Consider the following 14744-nt stretch of genomic DNA (forward strand, 5'->3'; position numbering starts at 1 on the left):
CGCTGCCCGGCCGAATCCCAAAGTTTGCAAATCTAAGATAATTTCCAAAGTTTCGCGAATAATTACGGAAGGTTTGCAAAGGATTTCCGGTCATATTTTGCAATTTCTGCAAATATTCGGGCTAATCCGCGTAAATCGGCCACTGTGACCGGTAACGCGCTTGCGGGAAAACTTGTCGCTCCGATACACCTGTTTCCACCGATGCAGGAGGAGGCATGTGATGGCGTATAAGGACGTTTACCAGGGGTGGCAGAAGGATCCCGAAGCATTCTGGCTGGATGCGGCAAAGGCGATCGACTGGGTCGAGCCCCCGAAAAAGGCGCTCTCGGACGAAAACGCACCGCTGTACGAATGGTTCAAGGACACGAAGGTCAACACCTGCTGGAACGCCGTTGACCGCCATGTGGAAAACGGGCGCGGCGATCAGGTCGCCATCATCCATGACAGCCCCGTCACCGGGTCGAAGAAATGGATCACCTATGTCGAATTACGCAACCGCGTGGCCAGCCTGGCCGGCGCGCTGCGCGCCAAGGGCGTCGAAAAGGGCGACCGCGTCATCATCTACATGCCGATGATGCCCGAAGCGCTGGAGGCGATGCTGGCCTGTGCCCGACTGGGAGCGATCCACTCGGTCGTGTTCGGGGGCTTTGCCAGCAACGAACTGGCGGTGCGGATCGACGACGCGAAACCCAAATGCATCATCGCCGCGTCCTGCGGTATCGAACCGGGCCGGGTGGTGCATTACAAACCGCTGCTTGACGGGGCCATCGACCTGGCCGAGCACAAGCCCGAATTCACCGTCATCTTCCAGCGCGAAAACGAGGTCGCGCATCTGGAAGAGGGCCGCGACTTCAACTGGCACGGCTTCCAGTACGGCGTCGATCCGGCAGACTGCGTCCCGGTCGAAGGCGATCACCCCGCCTATATCCTCTACACCTCGGGCACCACCGGCCAGCCCAAGGGCGTCGTCCGCCCGACCGCGGGGCATCTGGTGGCGCTGAACTGGACGATGAAGAACGTCTACAATGTCGATCCGGGCGACGTGTTCTGGGCGGCTTCCGATGTCGGCTGGGTCGTCGGGCACAGCTATATCTGCTACGCCCCGCTGGTGCATGGAAACACCACCATCGTGTTCGAGGGCAAACCCATCGGCACCCCGGATGCGGGCACCTTCTGGCGGGTAATTTCCGAACATAAGGTGAAAAGCTTCTTCACCGCCCCCACCGCCTTCCGCGCGGTGAAGCGCGAGGATCCGAAGGGCGAATTCGTCAAAAAATACGACCTCAGCGGCCTGAAGCAGGTCTACCTCGCCGGTGAACGCGCCGATCCCGACACCATCGAATGGGCGCAGGCTCAGCTGGGCGTGCCGGTGATCGACCACTGGTGGCAGACCGAAACCGGCTGGGCCATCGCCGCCAGCCCGCTGGGGATCGAGGAATTGCCGATCAAGCTCGGCAGCCCCTCGGTGCCGATGCCGGGCTACGACGTGCAGATCCTCGACGAGGGCGGCCACCCGGTGAAGGACGGAGAACTGGGCGCCATCGCGATCAAGCTGCCGCTGCCGCCGGGCACCCTGCCGACCCTGTGGAACGCCGAGGAGAGGTTCCGCAAATCCTACCTGAATACCTTCCCCGGTTATTACGAGACCGGCGATGCGGGAATGAAGGACGAAGACGGCTATCTCTACATCATGGCGCGCACCGATGATGTCATCAACGTCGCCGGGCACCGGCTGTCGACGGGCGGCATGGAGGAGGTTCTGGCCGGCCATCCCGACGTTGCCGAATGCGCGGTGATCGGAGTCAGCGACGACCTGAAGGGGCAATTGCCGGTGGGCTTCCTGTGCCTCAACGCCGGATCGAACCGCCCGCATGAGGACGTGGTCAAGGAAGTGGTACAGCTGGTGCGCGACAAGATCGGCCCGGTGGCGGCATTCAAGCTGGCCGTGGTGGTCGACCGGTTGCCGAAAACCCGGTCGGGCAAGATTCTGCGCGGCACCATGGTGTCGATCGCCGACGGCAAGGATTTCAAGATGCCCGCGACCATCGACGACCCGGCGATCCTCGATGAAATCAAGGACGCGCTGCAGTCCATCGGTTACGCCAAGGCATAATTCCGCGGCAACGTGCCTGACCTGATTTGAATCAAGCCCAGACCTCGCCCTTTCGGCTAGTCTGGGCTTAATTTTGTCATTCAGAGGGTACGGACATGACTGAAGAGTCCCAAGACAGGAAAACCTGGAAGGAAGAGATCGAAATTTCCAGCGAGGCCCTGATCGCCAAGATCAAGGAACTCGCCGCCGAGACGCAGGTGCGCCGGGTGCGCATCATCGAACCGGACGGCGATGTGGCCGTCGACATCCCGCTTTCGGTCGGCGCGATCGCTGGCGGTGTCGTGGTCCTTGCCGCCCCCGTGCTGGCGATCATCGGCGCCATCGCGGCCTTTGCCAGCAAGGTAAAGATCGAAATCGTCCGCGAGGAAGACGAGGAAGGCGAAGACACCTCTGCTTAAAACAGGGCCTGAAACCAGGCCGCGCAGGATTGCCGGGCGACGCGATGACGGGGCCTATTCGGCCACTTCGTAGCGTCGCGCCTCCTCCGCCCGGCCCGCGGCATTGAGATGGGCGCGGAATTCGTCGCGCAGCGCGCGCGCGCCCGGTTCGATGTCAAGCGCCCGCAGATATGCGTCGATCGCAGCCTCTCCCTCGTCCGCGCGCACCGCGATGCGGGCCAGCAGCCGCCAGGCGTGCCAATGGGTGCTTTGCAGCCGGATCGCCTCCTGCGCCTGTTGCCGCGCCTCTATCATCCGGTCGGTGCCGAAGTAGAACAGCGCCAGGTCATAGCGCGCATGGGCGTAGTCGGGAAAATCCGTCACCAGGCGCTCGGTTTCGCCGATCGCCTCGTCGCGCCGCCCCGCGGCGAACAGCGCCGCCGCATGTTGCAGCCGCAACTGGGCAATATCGGGGGCAAGCGCCAACCCTTGCTCCGCCGCATCCGCCGCTTTCTCGAAGTTCTTCTGCTGGTAATAGGCCCGTGACAGGGCCATCCAGGGCTCGTAGTGCTGCACCTCGCCCGAGGCCATGACATTCGCTATCGCGGCGGCCGCATAATCCGCCTTGTAACCCTGGTTGACCAGAACGCCATGCGCCTTGGCCAGCAGCTTTTCCGCCTCGTTGAGCGGTGTGTCGGGATAAAGCAGGCTGACCTCGATCACCTCGGCCGGAACTTTTGTCAGCGGCCGGGTCAGCGCCTGCAACGGGCCGGGATCGCGCACGATCCGATGATCGGTCATGGTGGCATGGATCACGTCCTGGGTGCGGCGTGCGGGCATGTGGCAGGTGGTGCAATCGGCATCCGCGGCGATATCGGGGTGCGGATCGCCGCCCTGCATGACCGGCAGCCCCCGGTCGTCGCTGTCGTGACAGCTCAGGCAGGCGGCACGGTAATGCGCGGCGCGTTCCTGCGGTTTGATCTTCACATGCGGGTCGTGGCAGGTCAGGCATCCCAGCTGCCCTTCGCTTTCGATGAAACACCGGCTTTGTTCCATGCGGAAGGGATGGTGGTTGATGTCGAACCGGTCCTCGCGCATCCGCAGGGCGTCGTCGATATCAAGGAAGACCTTGTAGTCAGACAAGCGCTGCCCGGGCCGGAAGGAATAGACCGAGCGGCCGAGCCTGAGTTCGGGCGTCACCGCAACGCTGGGCTGCATGTGGCAGCCATAGCAGATGCCATACAGGCGATCATCGGGCAGCTTGCCGGGCTGCACGATGGCCGCCCGGATTTCTTCCAGTTCGCTTTCGCCCGCCAGCACCTTTTCGACATGGTCCGCCCCCGGCCCGTGGCAGCGCTGGCAACCGATCCCTTCGGGCAGGTGGGCCGTGAAAACCTCGGGCATGCCGGGACGATCGCTGCCCTCGGGGACGTCGGGAAAGGCGTTGTGGCAGGCCATGCAGCGTTTGCGCACTGCCCGGTTCACACCAAGATGGTCGGCGAATTCGAACCCCGGCGCCATTTCCCATTTGCCCGCGCCCTGACTGTACCAGGCCAGCGGCAACTGAAACAGCGCACCATTCGCGGTCTGGTAAAGGTAGATCCGGCTGTGATGCCCAGATCCGAGGATCCAGTCGACTTTCTGTTCGAACATGTGGATGCGGTCGCCATCGGCATTCAGCTGGTAGCGGACGAACCAGTATTCGCCGTCGCGCAGTTGCATTTCGTAATGCCGCCGGGACGGTTCATGAAAGAAATGCGCGTTATCGAAATCTTCGATGACCTTGTCTGGCGATGGCCGGTAGAAACTTTTCGCCATGCCCATTTCGGCAAAGCTTTCCGCCTTGTCCTGATGGCAATCGGCGCAGGTTTCATCCGGGACGTATCCGGCTGCCGCGCCTTCGGTGACGGCAATGCCGTAGTCGCCCAGAACATCCGAAGCCCTGGCAGAGGCCACAAGCTGCACCGTCAGGCCAAGCGCCGCCACAAGGTTAAAAAAGCGTTTCGGAAGCATGGCCAAGCCTTGAATGGGATCAATGAAATCGCGGCCATGCTAGGCGAGCGCCGCCTGCCGGACAAGCATCTGCAGCGCCGCGAAACCCACCCCCACCGGTCAGACGAATTGTTCGCGGATCAGCCGCTCTTCCAGCCCGTGACCGGGATCGAACAGAATGCGGTGTTCGATGCCGGGTTCCGAACGGATTTCGACACTGACCACATCGGCGACAAGGTTGCTGTCGGCCTCGGCCATCACCGGGCGCTTGTCAGCCTCCAGAACGTCGAATCGCACATGCGCCGTCTTCGGTAGCAGCGCCCCGCGCCAGCGGCGCGGCCGGAACGGCGCGATCGCGGTCAGCGCCAGAACGTCCGACCCGATCGGCAGGATCGGCCCGTGGGCGGAATAGTTATAGGCGGTCGATCCGGCCGGCGTCGCCAGCAGCGCGCCGTCACAGACCAGTTCATCCATCCTGAGCCGGCCATCCACGGTGATCTTCAGCTTGGCCGCCTGCGGCCCGCTGCGCAGCACCGACACCTCGTTCAGCGCCAACGCTTCGTGCACGGTGCCGTCGGCGCAGGTGGCGCGCATCGACAGCGGGTTGATGACCTCTTCCTCGGCCGCCTTCAGCCGGTCCTTCAGGTCGGATTCGGAATATTCGTTCATCAGAAACCCGACCGTACCGCGGTTCATACCATAGACCGGGATATCCAGATGCTGTGTCCGGTGCAGCGTGCTCAGCATGAACCCGTCGCCGCCTAGAGCCACGATCACGTCGGCCTCTTCCTCGGGGACCTGGCCGTAACGGCCGACAAGCGCGGCGTGGGCTGTTCGGGCCGTCGGGCTGTCGCTGGCGACGAAGGCGATACGGAGTGACATGCGGCGGCCCTGTTTCCGATTGGGGTCAATTCGCGCCAATCGAACCACAAGTTGCGGGGAGGCGCCACCCCTGCCGCACGTGTTCGCCGTTGCGTCGCAATAGGGCCTTCCCCAATCGTCGTATTTCCTTTACCTAGCGGCCAATCCAACTTCCCATGACGGAGTACCCGATGTCCGATACCGGTTTCTTCACCGAAGCACTGTCTTCCCGCGATCCCGAGCTGTTCAACTCGATCACCCACGAGCTTGACCGCCAGCGTAACGAGATCGAGCTGATCGCCTCCGAAAACATCGTCTCCGCGGCGGTGATGGAAGCGCAGGGTTCCGTCATGACGAACAAGTACGCCGAAGGCTATCCCGGGCGGCGTTATTACGGCGGTTGCCAATATGTCGACGTGGCCGAAAACCTGGCCATCGAACGGGCCAAGCAACTGTTCGGCTGCGGTTTCGCCAACGTGCAGCCCAATTCCGGGTCGCAGGCCAACCAGGGCGCCTTCATGGCGCTGATCAAGCCGGGCGACACCATCCTGGGCATGAACCTGGCCTCGGGCGGTCACCTGACCCACGGCGCCGCCCCGAACCAGTCGGGCAAGTGGTTCAACGCGGTCCAGTACGGCGTGCGCAAGCAGGACAGCCTGATCGATTATGACGAGGTCGCGGCGCTGGCCAAGGAACACCAGCCCAAGCTGATCATCGCCGGCGGTTCCGCCATCCCGCGCCAGATCGATTTCGCCAAGTTCCGCGAAATCGCCGACAGCGTCGGCGCGTTCCTGATGGTCGACATGGCACACTTCGCCGGTCTGGTCGCGGCGGGCGAACATCCCTCGCCCTTCCCCTATGCCGACATTGCCACCACCACCACGCACAAGACCCTGCGCGGCCCGCGCGGCGGCATGATCCTGACCAATGACGAAGCGATCGCCAAGAAGGTCAACTCGGCCATCTTCCCCGGCATCCAGGGCGGCCCTCTGATGCATGTGATCGCCGCCAAGGCAGTGGCCTTCGGCGAAGCGCTGCGCCCCGAGTTCAAGACCTACCAGAAGCAGGTTCGTGCAAACGCCGTGGCGCTGGCCGATCAGCTGATGAAGGGCGGCCTGGACATGGTCACCGGCGGCACCGACACCCACGTGATGCTGGTCGACCTGCGTCCCAAGGGCGTGAAGGGCAACGCCACCGAAAAGGCCCTGGGCCGTGCCCATATCACCTGCAACAAGAACGGCATTCCGTTCGACCCGGAAAAGCCGATGGTGACCTCGGGCATCCGCCTCGGCACCCCGGCCGGCACCACCCGCGGCTTCGGCGAGGCCGAGTTCCGCCAGATCGCCGACTGGATCGTCGAAGTGGTCGACGGGCTGGCCGCAAATGGCGAAGAGGGCAACGGTGAGGTCGAGGCCAAGGTGAAAGCCGAGGTCGAGGCGCTCTGCGCGAAGTTCCCGCTCTATCCCGAGCTGTAAGGCCGGAACGATGAAACAACCGCGTGCCCCCAAGATCCTGATCCTTGGGGGCACCGGCGTTTTCGGATCGAAACTGGCCCACATGCTATTGCAGGACGGCTGGGACTTTTCCGTCACCAGCCGTTCTTTTTCCACGGCGCAGCGCTTCACCGACGCCCACGGCGGCACCCCGGTCGAATGGGACCGGGCACAGAATCCCGCACCTCTTTTCAAAGACCACCAGATCGTAGTCGACGCCGCCGGTCCATTTCAGGACTATGGCGAGGATCGGTGTCGCATTGCGCTACAGGCGATCGACGCCGGGCTGCATTACCTGGACCTGTCCGACGATGGCGCTTTTACCGCCGGTATCACTTCTTTGGATGATCTTGCCCGTAGCAAGGGCGTGACGGCCCTGTCCGGCGTGTCCTCTGTTCCCGCGCTATCCTCGGCGGCGGTTTCGGCACTGGCCCGGGATCTGGCCCGGATCGAACATATCGAGGCCGCCATCCTTCCCGGGAACCGCGCACCGCGTGGCCGGTCCGTTATGCAGGCCATTCTTGGGCAGGTCGGCGCGCCAATTCGATTGTGGCGCGACGGGGCCTGGCAATCGGCGCGAGGCTGGTCCGGGTCGAAAACCTACGAACTTGCACCGGGGCTTTCGCGCCGTGCCGCGCTGATAGGTGCGCCGGACCTGCTTCTGTTTCCCGATTATTTCGGCGCGCGAACGGTTGAATTCCGTGCCGGGCTGGAACTTGGCTGGATGCAGTCCTCCCTGGCGCTGCTGTCCTGGTTCCGCGCCCGGGGGCTGATGCCCTCGGTCGCACGGTTCACCCCTGTGTTCCATCGCGTCGCAACCTGGTTCGAAGGGGCAGGCACCGACCGGGGCGGGATGGTGGTCGAAATCCGTGGCGAGATCGACGGTTCTCCGGCGACCCGTCGCTGGACATTGATCGCCGAAGCGGGCGACGGCCCTTTCATCCCGGCCATTCCCGCCCTCATCGCGATCAACAAGCTCGTCGCAGGGCAATATACCACGGGCGCGCGGCCTGCCTTGGCGATATTTTCGCTGGAAGAGGCGGAGAAGGCCCTTTCCCGACTGAAGGTTACAACGCGACGTGATGCGTAATTTCAGTGGTGGGGCGGGGCTGACGCCCCCTCTGCGGCAGCCCCTATAAAAGCCCCCGCCACATCAGGACACCCAGCAGCAGCGCCAACGCCATCAGCAGGTTGAAGGACAATCCGCCCAGTACGCCCAGCACCGCACCCTTGCGCCGGTAGGCCACGTCGATGGTTTTCAGGTGGCGACGGATGTCGACATAGGCCCGGTTCACCGCCGAGACGTCGATAAATTGCCGCAGCTTCGGATGCTGTTCCTGCAGCCGGGCCTCGCTCAGCACCCTCGCGGCTGCATGGATCCGTTTCGGCACCCGACGCCCGACCTTGCGCATGCGGGCGCGCAGATCGCCTGAGGCGGCGCCGAATTTTTCCTCCAGCAGCCGTTCCAGTTCCGCCTGTTTGCGTTCAAGCTCCTTCGCGTCGATCACCGCTCCGCTCCGACTTGGCAAGGGCTCTGGCCTATTCCGTACCCCTGTTCTATTGAGACACCATGCTGAACCAGATTGTCCACGGTGAAAAAACCGACCGTCCTTCGCTTCTGATCGTTCACGGCCTTTACGGGTCCGGGCGCAATTGGGGCGTGATCGCCAAGCGCCTGTCGGATGAACGCCAGGTGATTGCCGTCGATCAGCGCAACCACGGCTTCAGCCCGTGGCACGATAGCCACGGATACGAAGACATGGCCGACGACCTGGCCGAGGTGATCCGCGCGCAAGGCGCCCCGATGGACGTGCTGGGCCATTCCATGGGCGGCAAGGCGGCGATGGTGCTGGCCCTGAAATATCCCAACCTTGTCAATCGGTTGATCGTGGCCGACATCGCGCCGGTCGGCTATGGCCATTCGCAGCTCCAATACATCAAGGCGATGCGGGCGGTGGATCTGAGCAAGGTCGAGAAACGTTCGGACGCCGAGGCGCAACTGCGCGAGATCGTCGACGATCCGGTGTTGCCGACGTTCTTCACCCAATCGCTCGACGTGGCCGAGAAACGCTGGCGGCTGAACCTCGACGCGCTGGAACGCGACATGGAAAAAATCCTGGACTTCCCGCCGGTTGGCGGGCGGTTCGACGGGTCCACCCTGTTCCTGTCGGGGGCCGATTCCGATTACGTCAAATCGGAGCATCGCCCCGTGATCAAAGGATTTTTTCCCGCCGCGAAGTTCGCCAAGATCCCCGGCGCGGGACATTGGCTTCATGCCGAGAAACCGCGCGAATTCGAAGCGGCGGTGCGCGCCTTCCTGGGCTGAGATTTACGGTGGTGACGGCCCTGTCGGGGACCCCTTCCCTTCCTGGCCGCCACCCCCTGAACCCGCTTTTGGCGGGCATTCCGTCATTCGTTGTACAGCGCCTTGGCGACGAAGTAAGTCACTGGGAAAGCTGCAACAAATCCAACCAAGGCCGACAGGACGATCGGCTGTAGCGTGCCATAGCCCATCACCAGAGCCACGATCATCGCCGACCCGGCAAGGGCGGAACCGATGAAAAGATGCAGGATGAAGCCGAGCCGTAACATGTGATCCTCGCGAGCCTGTGCTGTCCGATGGGTTTTTGCTAGCAACGGCGCGAATTGGCATCCTTGATTTGCATCAATTGTGCGGCGGTGCCGGGGTGCGACATAATTTCATCCACATTTGCGGCTTTTGCAGCCCCAAACGCTACGTATCCCCCGCGCCTTTGCGGTATCCTCCGCGCCTTTGCGCGCGGTGGCGCAGGGCACCGTTAACCGGCCCGCGCGATGATGGCTGCGAAAAGATCGCACATGGCCCAGCTATCCCCCTATCGCATCGTCCCCGTCACCGAATTCCGCCGCGACGCCACCAAGCTGACCAACTGGGTTCTGCAAAGCGGCGGCCGGGTCTGGATCACCAAGCACGGGACCGCGAGCTGCGCGGTGGTGCCGATGTTCCAATGCGAATTGCTGGAAAAATGGGAAGGCCGAAGCCTGGCCGAGGAACGCCGCCGGCTGGACCGGCTGTATGCGCGATGGAAGGCGGTCAAGGCGAGCGAACCCGGGACCGACCTGCCGCTGCCGTGGGATTGGGAACGGGAGTGGTGAAGGCCCGGAAAGGCGCGGGCCAGAATCACCGGCCAAAATCACGGACCAGAATCACCGGGGCTTGACCACGGCCCGCGCGCTGCCATTCTGGCCCGGACCAATCCCGGAGAACCCGTTGTCCATTCTCGTCTTCACCGTCACCTGCCCCGACCCAGATGCCGCCTCGGATATCGCCGATGACCTGCTTGTCCGCCGGCTGGCCGCCCGTGCCACGCTGCACCCGCCGGTCGAATCGCATTACCGCGCTCTGGACGGGGTGGATTACAGCGAGGAAATCACGCTGACGCTGATCACCCGACCCGAGCTGGAAACCGCGGTCGAATTCGCCATCCGCGGGCTGCACCCCTATGACATGCCGCCGATCCTGCGACACGAGGAACGCGCCAACGCCGATTACGAAGCCTGGGTCATGGCCGAAACCGGCGGCTGACCGTTTCGGCCCCCGGTTCGACCGATGGCGATCAATGGCTGTTGAACAGGTTCTTGAGCCAGTTGCCGCGGCTGTAGCAATAGGCCGACAGCGTCATTTCCTGCTTTGCGGGATAGGACGGCAGCGACAGTTCCGCCCCCGTGGCCGCGTAGCGCGGCGCGAATTCGATCCGCAGCCGGTTGCGTTCCACCGTCCTGAGCTTGGCCACCCCCTGCCGGAAGAAGGCGTAGCTGCCGGTGTCAATATCCCGCACCACGAAGCTGCGTTCCTGCAGTTTGCACCGATTGTCGAGCTGGATTTCGGCCTGGATCCGTTCCGGCGACACGGTCAACAGGTCCCCGATTTCATGGCGCAGAAGAATCGCGGCGGCCAAGCAGGACAAGGCGATGCCCCAAACGACAAAAAACGGGTTCATATACATCGAAAACCTTTCGTCGAGGTCGCGTTTACTCGCAAAAAACACACAGAAAATTCCCGCTGCTTTCGGGTCGTTAAAGATAGAAACGGCTTAAGGGGGTAAATTTTAGGAGGTTTTCCGAAAACCTTCTCATGTCGACCCTGACATGCATCAAAGTGGGACGTTTCGCGCTATGCCAAAGTGAGCCCAGCAAAGGAGGAAACGTGATGTACAAAAATGTCCTGGTCCCGGTGTCGTTCGAGGAAGGCCGCGATTCAACGGGGGCTCTCGAGATTGCCGAGGCGATCCGCACGGATGACGGCAAGATCACCCTGCTGCACGTAATGGAAGAAGTGCCGGGGTATGCGCTGACCTATATCCCGCAGGATTTCCATGACAACGCGCAGAAGTCGATCGCCGAGGAACTGGTGAAGATCGCCGGCGACATGAAGGACGCCGATGTGCGGGTGGTCGACGGTCATTCGGGCCGTACCATCGTCGATTATGCCGAGGATAACGGCATCGATTGCATCGTGATCGCCTCGCACCGGCCGGGCATGCAGAACCTGCTGCTGGGCAGCACCGCGACCCAGGTGGTGCGGCACGCCAAATGCGCGGTGCACGTGCTGCGCTGAGCGGCGTTTGGCAAAGCAACCGGGCCCGCCCTTCGCGGCGGGCCTTTTTGTGGCGCAGTTTGTTGCGAAGGCAGGCCTCGGTCGCCCCCGCAACCCGGGACAAGGCCGAAAGCGCCGGGGGCACTTGTCCGGCTTGTGCGCGCCGGGACCTTCGCCCCTATCTCGGAAACGCCCCGTCCGGTTCGGCGCAGGGATAGGGCGTACCGTCGGGCAGACGGCAAAGTTGCTCGAAATAATCCGGCGGCACCAGTTGGTACCGGGGCAAGGCCTTGCTTTCCTCGACCCGCGCCAGGTAATCGCTGCAGATGCTCAGGTAATACTGTTCGACCCGTTCGGGCGACCGGTACCATTGATCGAAGGCGGCGCTCGCCGCGCTTCTCGGCGTGTCGCTCGCGGCCATTTCCTCGGCGAAGCGCGCGGCGATATCGCGGGCCGAGGGCCAATCCTCGATCGCCCGCCACGGCCCGGGATCGCCCTGCTGCCGCAGCCACCACGCCCCCAGCAGCATGACGGCCGAGGCATCGGCCTCCAGCGCCATGACCGACCGTGCCGTTTCCTGCATCGACAGGTCGGGGGAGGGGCAGACCGAGGTGGCAAACTGGTCCAGGTGCCGCAGTTCGTGCAGCAGGATCGCCAGCAGGATGTCGTCGTCCAGCCGCGCGTTCAGGACGATCCGGCCGCCATCGGCCTCCATGTAGCCATGTTCCTCGAAAAGATGCGCCGACAGGCAGATGTCGGGTCCCTGCCCGCCGAGCGCCGCCTGCAGGGATGGCAGGACCTCAAGCACCGGGGCCAGCCGCCGCAGCAGCCCGGACACCCGCCGCTGCGGCGGCGTGTGCGGATCCGTCCCGGCGGCAAGGCAATCGCCGGGCGTCGCGATACCCGGCTGCGCCGCCGCCCCGGCGCAGAGCGCGAACACCCACAGAACTGCAATCCCCAGGACCCGTGTCATGCCGGTCAGCATGCCGCCGGAATGCCCCGTCGGGCAAGGGATCAGTGCCGATTTTTCGCCCTCGGGCCACGAATCCCGCGAAACCAGCGCCCACAGCGCCCCCGACCGCACGCGCCCCATTGACCAATCCGTATTTCCACCGCATATCCCGGTTCATGACCGACCTTGATCATATCCGCAATTTCTCCATCGTGGCTCATATCGACCACGGCAAATCCACCTTGGCCGACCGGCTGATCCAGTCCACCAACACGGTGGCGGACCGGGACATGAAGGAACAGCTGCTCGACAGCATGGATATCGAACGCGAACGCGGCATCACGATCAAGGCCAACACGGTCCGCATCGATTACACCGCGCAGAACGGCGAAACCTACGTTCTGAACCTGATCGACACCCCCGGCCACGTCGACTTCGCCTACGAGGTCTCCCGCTCCATGCGCGCGGTCGAGGGCTCGCTGCTGGTGGTCGACAGCACCCAGGGGGTCGAGGCGCAGACGCTCGCCAACGTCTATCAGGCGATCGAGGCCGATCACGAGATCGTCCCGGTGCTGAACAAGATCGACCTGCCGGCATCCGACTGCGACCGGGTGGCGGAACAGATCGAGGACGTGATCGGCATCGACGCCACCGACGCGATCCAGGTTTCGGCCAAGTCCGGCATCGGGATCGAGGACACGCTGGAAGCCATCGTGCACCGCCTGCCCGCCCCCACCGGCGACCGTGACGCGCCGCTGAAGGCGATGCTGGTGGACAGCTGGTATGACGCTTACCTCGGCGTCGTCGTCCTCGTCCGCATCATGGACGGCGTGCTGAAGAAGGGCCAGCGCATCAAGATGATGCAGACCAACGCCGTTTACCCGGTCGACCGCGTCGGCGTCTTCCGCCCCGCCATGACCACGGTGGATGAACTGGGCCCGGGCGAGATTGGCTTCATCACCGCCTCGATCAAGCAGGTGCGCGACACCAAGGTCGGCGACACCATCACGACCGAGAAGAAGGGCACCGACACGCCGCTGCCGGGCTTCAAACCGTCCGTACCGGTGGTGTTCTGCGGCCTGTTCCCGGTCGACAGCGCCGAATTCGAGGACCTGCGCGACGCGATCGAGAAACTGGCGCTGAACGACGCCTCGTTCAGCTACGAGATGGAAACCTCCGCCGCGCTCGGCTTCGGCTTCCGCTGCGGCTTCCTCGGTCTCTTGCACCTCGAGGTGATCCGCGACCGGATCGAGCGCGAATACGATATCGACCTGATCACCACCGCGCCGTCGGTGATCTACAACATCTACATGAAAGACGGCTCGATGATCGAGCTGCACAACCCCGCCGACATGCCCGACCCCTCCACCGTCGATCATATCGAGGAACCGCGCATCAAGGCCACCATCATGGTGCCCGACGAATACCTGGGCGACGTTCTGAAACTCTGCCAGGACCGCCGCGGCATCCAGATGGACCTGACCTATGCCGGCACCCGCGCCATGGTGGTCTATGACCTGCCGCTGAACGAGGTGGTGTTCGATTTCTACGACCGGCTGAAATCGGTGACCAAGGGCTATGCCAGCTTCGATTACCAGATGACCGGCTACCGCGAAGACAACCTGGTCAAGATGCAAGTGCTGGTGAACGACGAACCGGTCGATGCGCTCTCCACCATGGTCCATCGCGACCGGGCCGAAATGCGCGGCCGCGCCATGTGCGAAAAGCTGAAAGAGCTGATCCCGCGCCACATGTTCAAGATCCCGATCCAGGCCGCCATCGGCGGCAAGGTGATCGCCCGCGAAACCCTGTCGGCGCTGCGCAAGGACGTGACCGCGAAATGCTACGGCGGCGACGCCACGCGGAAGAAGAAGCTGTTGGAAAAGCAGAAGGCGGGCAAGAAGAAGATGCGCCAGTTCGGCAAGGTCGACATCCCGCAGGAAGCGTTTATCTCGGCGCTCAAGATGGACGATTGAGGAACAGCCCGCCGCATGGCGGGCTTTTTTATTTTGAGGCAACATCTCTCGGCAGTTCATCCAAATCGAAGATTTGGCCAGTGCCCGTGCCGTACTGACCTACAAGTGCCGTTCCTAGGGTCAGGACCCATTGATTTCCGCCGGGTGGCGTGATTCACCGTTCGAAAAACGAGCGGTAAAATGTCTGACCTTTTCTGGCTGACCGAGGCGCAGATGGCGCGCCTTGAGCCCTATTTTCCGAAGTCTCACGGCAAGCCACGCGTCGATGATCGGCGTGTGTTGAGCGGGATTATCTTCATCAATCGCAATGGGTTGCGTTGGCGCGATGCGCCTGCGGAATACGGTCCGCACAAAACGCTCTACAACCGCTGGAAGCGATGGAGCGACAAGGGTGTCTTCGGCCG

16 protein-coding genes are annotated in these 14744 nt (G+C 63.1%); 10 read left to right on the forward strand and 6 right to left on the reverse strand.

Annotation, left to right across the window (positions count from 1 at the left end; all coding sequences use genetic code 11):
* Positions 1–220 precede the first annotated feature (220 nt).
* The gene (gene prpE, locus IT775_RS18705) at positions 221–2113 is read left to right on the forward strand and encodes a propionate-CoA ligase PrpE (RefSeq protein WP_212702764.1); all 1893 of its coding nucleotides are present in this window, start codon (positions 221–223) and stop codon (positions 2111–2113) included.
* Between the two features lie 95 nt (positions 2114–2208).
* The gene (locus IT775_RS18710; RefSeq protein ID WP_212702765.1) at positions 2209–2511 is read left to right on the forward strand and encodes a DUF4342 domain-containing protein; all 303 of its coding nucleotides are present in this window, start codon (positions 2209–2211) and stop codon (positions 2509–2511) included.
* A gap of 54 nt (positions 2512–2565) precedes the next feature.
* Here the strand turns inward: IT775_RS18710 and IT775_RS18715 are convergent, their stop codons facing one another.
* Positions 2566–4503: a cytochrome c3 family protein gene (locus IT775_RS18715; protein WP_212702766.1), complete on the reverse strand. Its 1938-nt coding sequence runs from the start codon at positions 4501–4503 to the stop codon at positions 2566–2568.
* Between the two features lie 99 nt (positions 4504–4602).
* A complete protein-coding gene (locus IT775_RS18720) occupies positions 4603–5364 on the reverse strand; it encodes an NAD kinase (protein WP_212702767.1) in 762 nt (253 codons plus the stop codon).
* A gap of 170 nt (positions 5365–5534) precedes the next feature.
* Here IT775_RS18720 and glyA point away from each other — a divergent pair, with 170 nt between their 5' ends.
* Both glyA and IT775_RS18730 read left to right on the forward strand, forming a co-directional pair.
* On the forward strand, positions 5535–6818 hold the full coding sequence (gene glyA, locus IT775_RS18725; protein WP_212702768.1) for a serine hydroxymethyltransferase: 1284 nt from the start codon (positions 5535–5537) through the stop codon (positions 6816–6818).
* A gap of 10 nt (positions 6819–6828) precedes the next feature.
* On the forward strand, positions 6829–7926 hold the full coding sequence (locus tag IT775_RS18730; RefSeq protein ID WP_212702769.1) for a saccharopine dehydrogenase family protein: 1098 nt from the start codon (positions 6829–6831) through the stop codon (positions 7924–7926).
* A gap of 43 nt (positions 7927–7969) precedes the next feature.
* On the opposite strand, the gene IT775_RS18735 is transcribed toward IT775_RS18730, so the two are convergent.
* Complete coding sequence (locus tag IT775_RS18735; RefSeq protein ID WP_212702770.1) at positions 7970–8344, reverse strand: hypothetical protein; 375 nt, start codon at positions 8342–8344, stop codon at positions 7970–7972.
* A 62-nt stretch (positions 8345–8406) separates the two neighbouring features.
* Here IT775_RS18735 and IT775_RS18740 point away from each other — a divergent pair, with 62 nt between their 5' ends.
* Entirely contained in the window at positions 8407–9162 is a 756-nt protein-coding gene (locus IT775_RS18740; RefSeq protein ID WP_212702771.1) for an alpha/beta fold hydrolase, read from the forward strand.
* Between the two features lie 83 nt (positions 9163–9245).
* On the opposite strand, the gene IT775_RS18745 is transcribed toward IT775_RS18740, so the two are convergent.
* The gene (locus IT775_RS18745) at positions 9246–9428 is read right to left on the reverse strand and encodes a CTP synthetase (protein WP_212702772.1); all 183 of its coding nucleotides are present in this window, start codon (positions 9426–9428) and stop codon (positions 9246–9248) included.
* 246 nt (positions 9429–9674) lie between these two features.
* Here IT775_RS18745 and IT775_RS18750 point away from each other — a divergent pair, with 246 nt between their 5' ends.
* Together IT775_RS18750 and cutA are read left to right on the forward strand one after the other, a co-directional pair.
* Complete coding sequence (locus tag IT775_RS18750; RefSeq protein ID WP_212702773.1) at positions 9675–9971, forward strand: type II toxin-antitoxin system Phd/YefM family antitoxin; 297 nt, start codon at positions 9675–9677, stop codon at positions 9969–9971.
* Positions 9972–10086: 115 nt separating this feature from the next.
* Positions 10087–10401 carry a divalent-cation tolerance protein CutA gene (cutA, locus tag IT775_RS18755; protein ID WP_212702774.1) on the forward strand — a complete coding sequence of 105 codons (315 nt, stop codon included), beginning with the start codon at positions 10087–10089 and terminating at the stop codon, positions 10399–10401.
* Between the two features lie 31 nt (positions 10402–10432).
* Here cutA and IT775_RS18760 read toward each other — a convergent pair whose 3' ends face one another.
* Positions 10433–10816, reverse strand: a complete 384-nt coding sequence (locus IT775_RS18760) for a hypothetical protein (protein ID WP_212702775.1) — start codon at positions 10814–10816, stop codon at positions 10433–10435.
* A 209-nt stretch (positions 10817–11025) separates the two neighbouring features.
* On the opposite strand from IT775_RS18760, the gene IT775_RS18765 reads away from it, so the two are divergent.
* Positions 11026–11433 (forward strand): universal stress protein, encoded by a 408-nt coding sequence (locus IT775_RS18765; RefSeq protein ID WP_212702776.1) that lies wholly within the window; start codon positions 11026–11028, stop codon positions 11431–11433.
* A 157-nt stretch (positions 11434–11590) separates the two neighbouring features.
* Here IT775_RS18765 and IT775_RS18770 read toward each other — a convergent pair whose 3' ends face one another.
* Positions 11591–12505, reverse strand: a complete 915-nt coding sequence (locus tag IT775_RS18770; RefSeq protein ID WP_212702777.1) for a DUF6782 family putative metallopeptidase — start codon at positions 12503–12505, stop codon at positions 11591–11593.
* Positions 12506–12540: 35 nt separating this feature from the next.
* Between IT775_RS18770 and lepA the strand changes: the two genes are divergently transcribed.
* Both lepA and IT775_RS18780 read left to right on the forward strand, forming a co-directional pair.
* Positions 12541–14340 (forward strand): translation elongation factor 4, encoded by a 1800-nt coding sequence (gene lepA / locus IT775_RS18775; RefSeq protein ID WP_212702778.1) that lies wholly within the window; start codon positions 12541–12543, stop codon positions 14338–14340.
* A 180-nt stretch (positions 14341–14520) separates the two neighbouring features.
* Positions 14521–14744, forward strand: a 224-nt coding sequence (locus IT775_RS18780) for a transposase (RefSeq protein WP_212702779.1), incomplete at its 3' end; no start/stop codon positions are given.

Origin of the sequence: Thalassovita aquimarina (assembly GCF_018219815.1) — a bacterium.
GTDB classification, from domain to species: Bacteria; Pseudomonadota; Alphaproteobacteria; order Rhodobacterales; family Rhodobacteraceae; genus Thalassobius; species Thalassobius aquimarinus.

Coding starts and splice junctions, on each gene's coding strand:
- IT775_RS18750 (WP_212702773.1), top strand. CDS start 9,675: ATGGCCCAGCTATCCCCCTATCGCATCGTCCCCGTCACCGAATTCCGC.
- lepA (WP_212702778.1), top strand. CDS start 12,541: ATGACCGACCTTGATCATATCCGCAATTTCTCCATCGTGGCTCATATC.
- IT775_RS18720 (WP_212702767.1), bottom strand. CDS start 5,364: ATGTCACTCCGTATCGCCTTCGTCGCCAGCGACAGCCCGACGGCCCGA.
- IT775_RS18745 (WP_212702772.1), bottom strand. CDS start 9,428: ATGTTACGGCTCGGCTTCATCCTGCATCTTTTCATCGGTTCCGCCCTT.
- IT775_RS18740 (WP_212702771.1), top strand. CDS start 8,407: ATGCTGAACCAGATTGTCCACGGTGAAAAAACCGACCGTCCTTCGCTT.
- IT775_RS18730 (WP_212702769.1), top strand. CDS start 6,829: ATGAAACAACCGCGTGCCCCCAAGATCCTGATCCTTGGGGGCACCGGC.
- prpE (WP_212702764.1), top strand. CDS start 221: ATGGCGTATAAGGACGTTTACCAGGGGTGGCAGAAGGATCCCGAAGCA.
- IT775_RS18770 (WP_212702777.1), bottom strand. CDS start 12,505: ATGGGGCGCGTGCGGTCGGGGGCGCTGTGGGCGCTGGTTTCGCGGGAT.
- glyA (WP_212702768.1), top strand. CDS start 5,535: ATGTCCGATACCGGTTTCTTCACCGAAGCACTGTCTTCCCGCGATCCC.
- IT775_RS18715 (WP_212702766.1), bottom strand. CDS start 4,503: ATGCTTCCGAAACGCTTTTTTAACCTTGTGGCGGCGCTTGGCCTGACG.
- IT775_RS18760 (WP_212702775.1), bottom strand. CDS start 10,816: ATGAACCCGTTTTTTGTCGTTTGGGGCATCGCCTTGTCCTGCTTGGCC.
- IT775_RS18710 (WP_212702765.1), top strand. CDS start 2,209: ATGACTGAAGAGTCCCAAGACAGGAAAACCTGGAAGGAAGAGATCGAA.
- IT775_RS18765 (WP_212702776.1), top strand. CDS start 11,026: ATGTACAAAAATGTCCTGGTCCCGGTGTCGTTCGAGGAAGGCCGCGAT.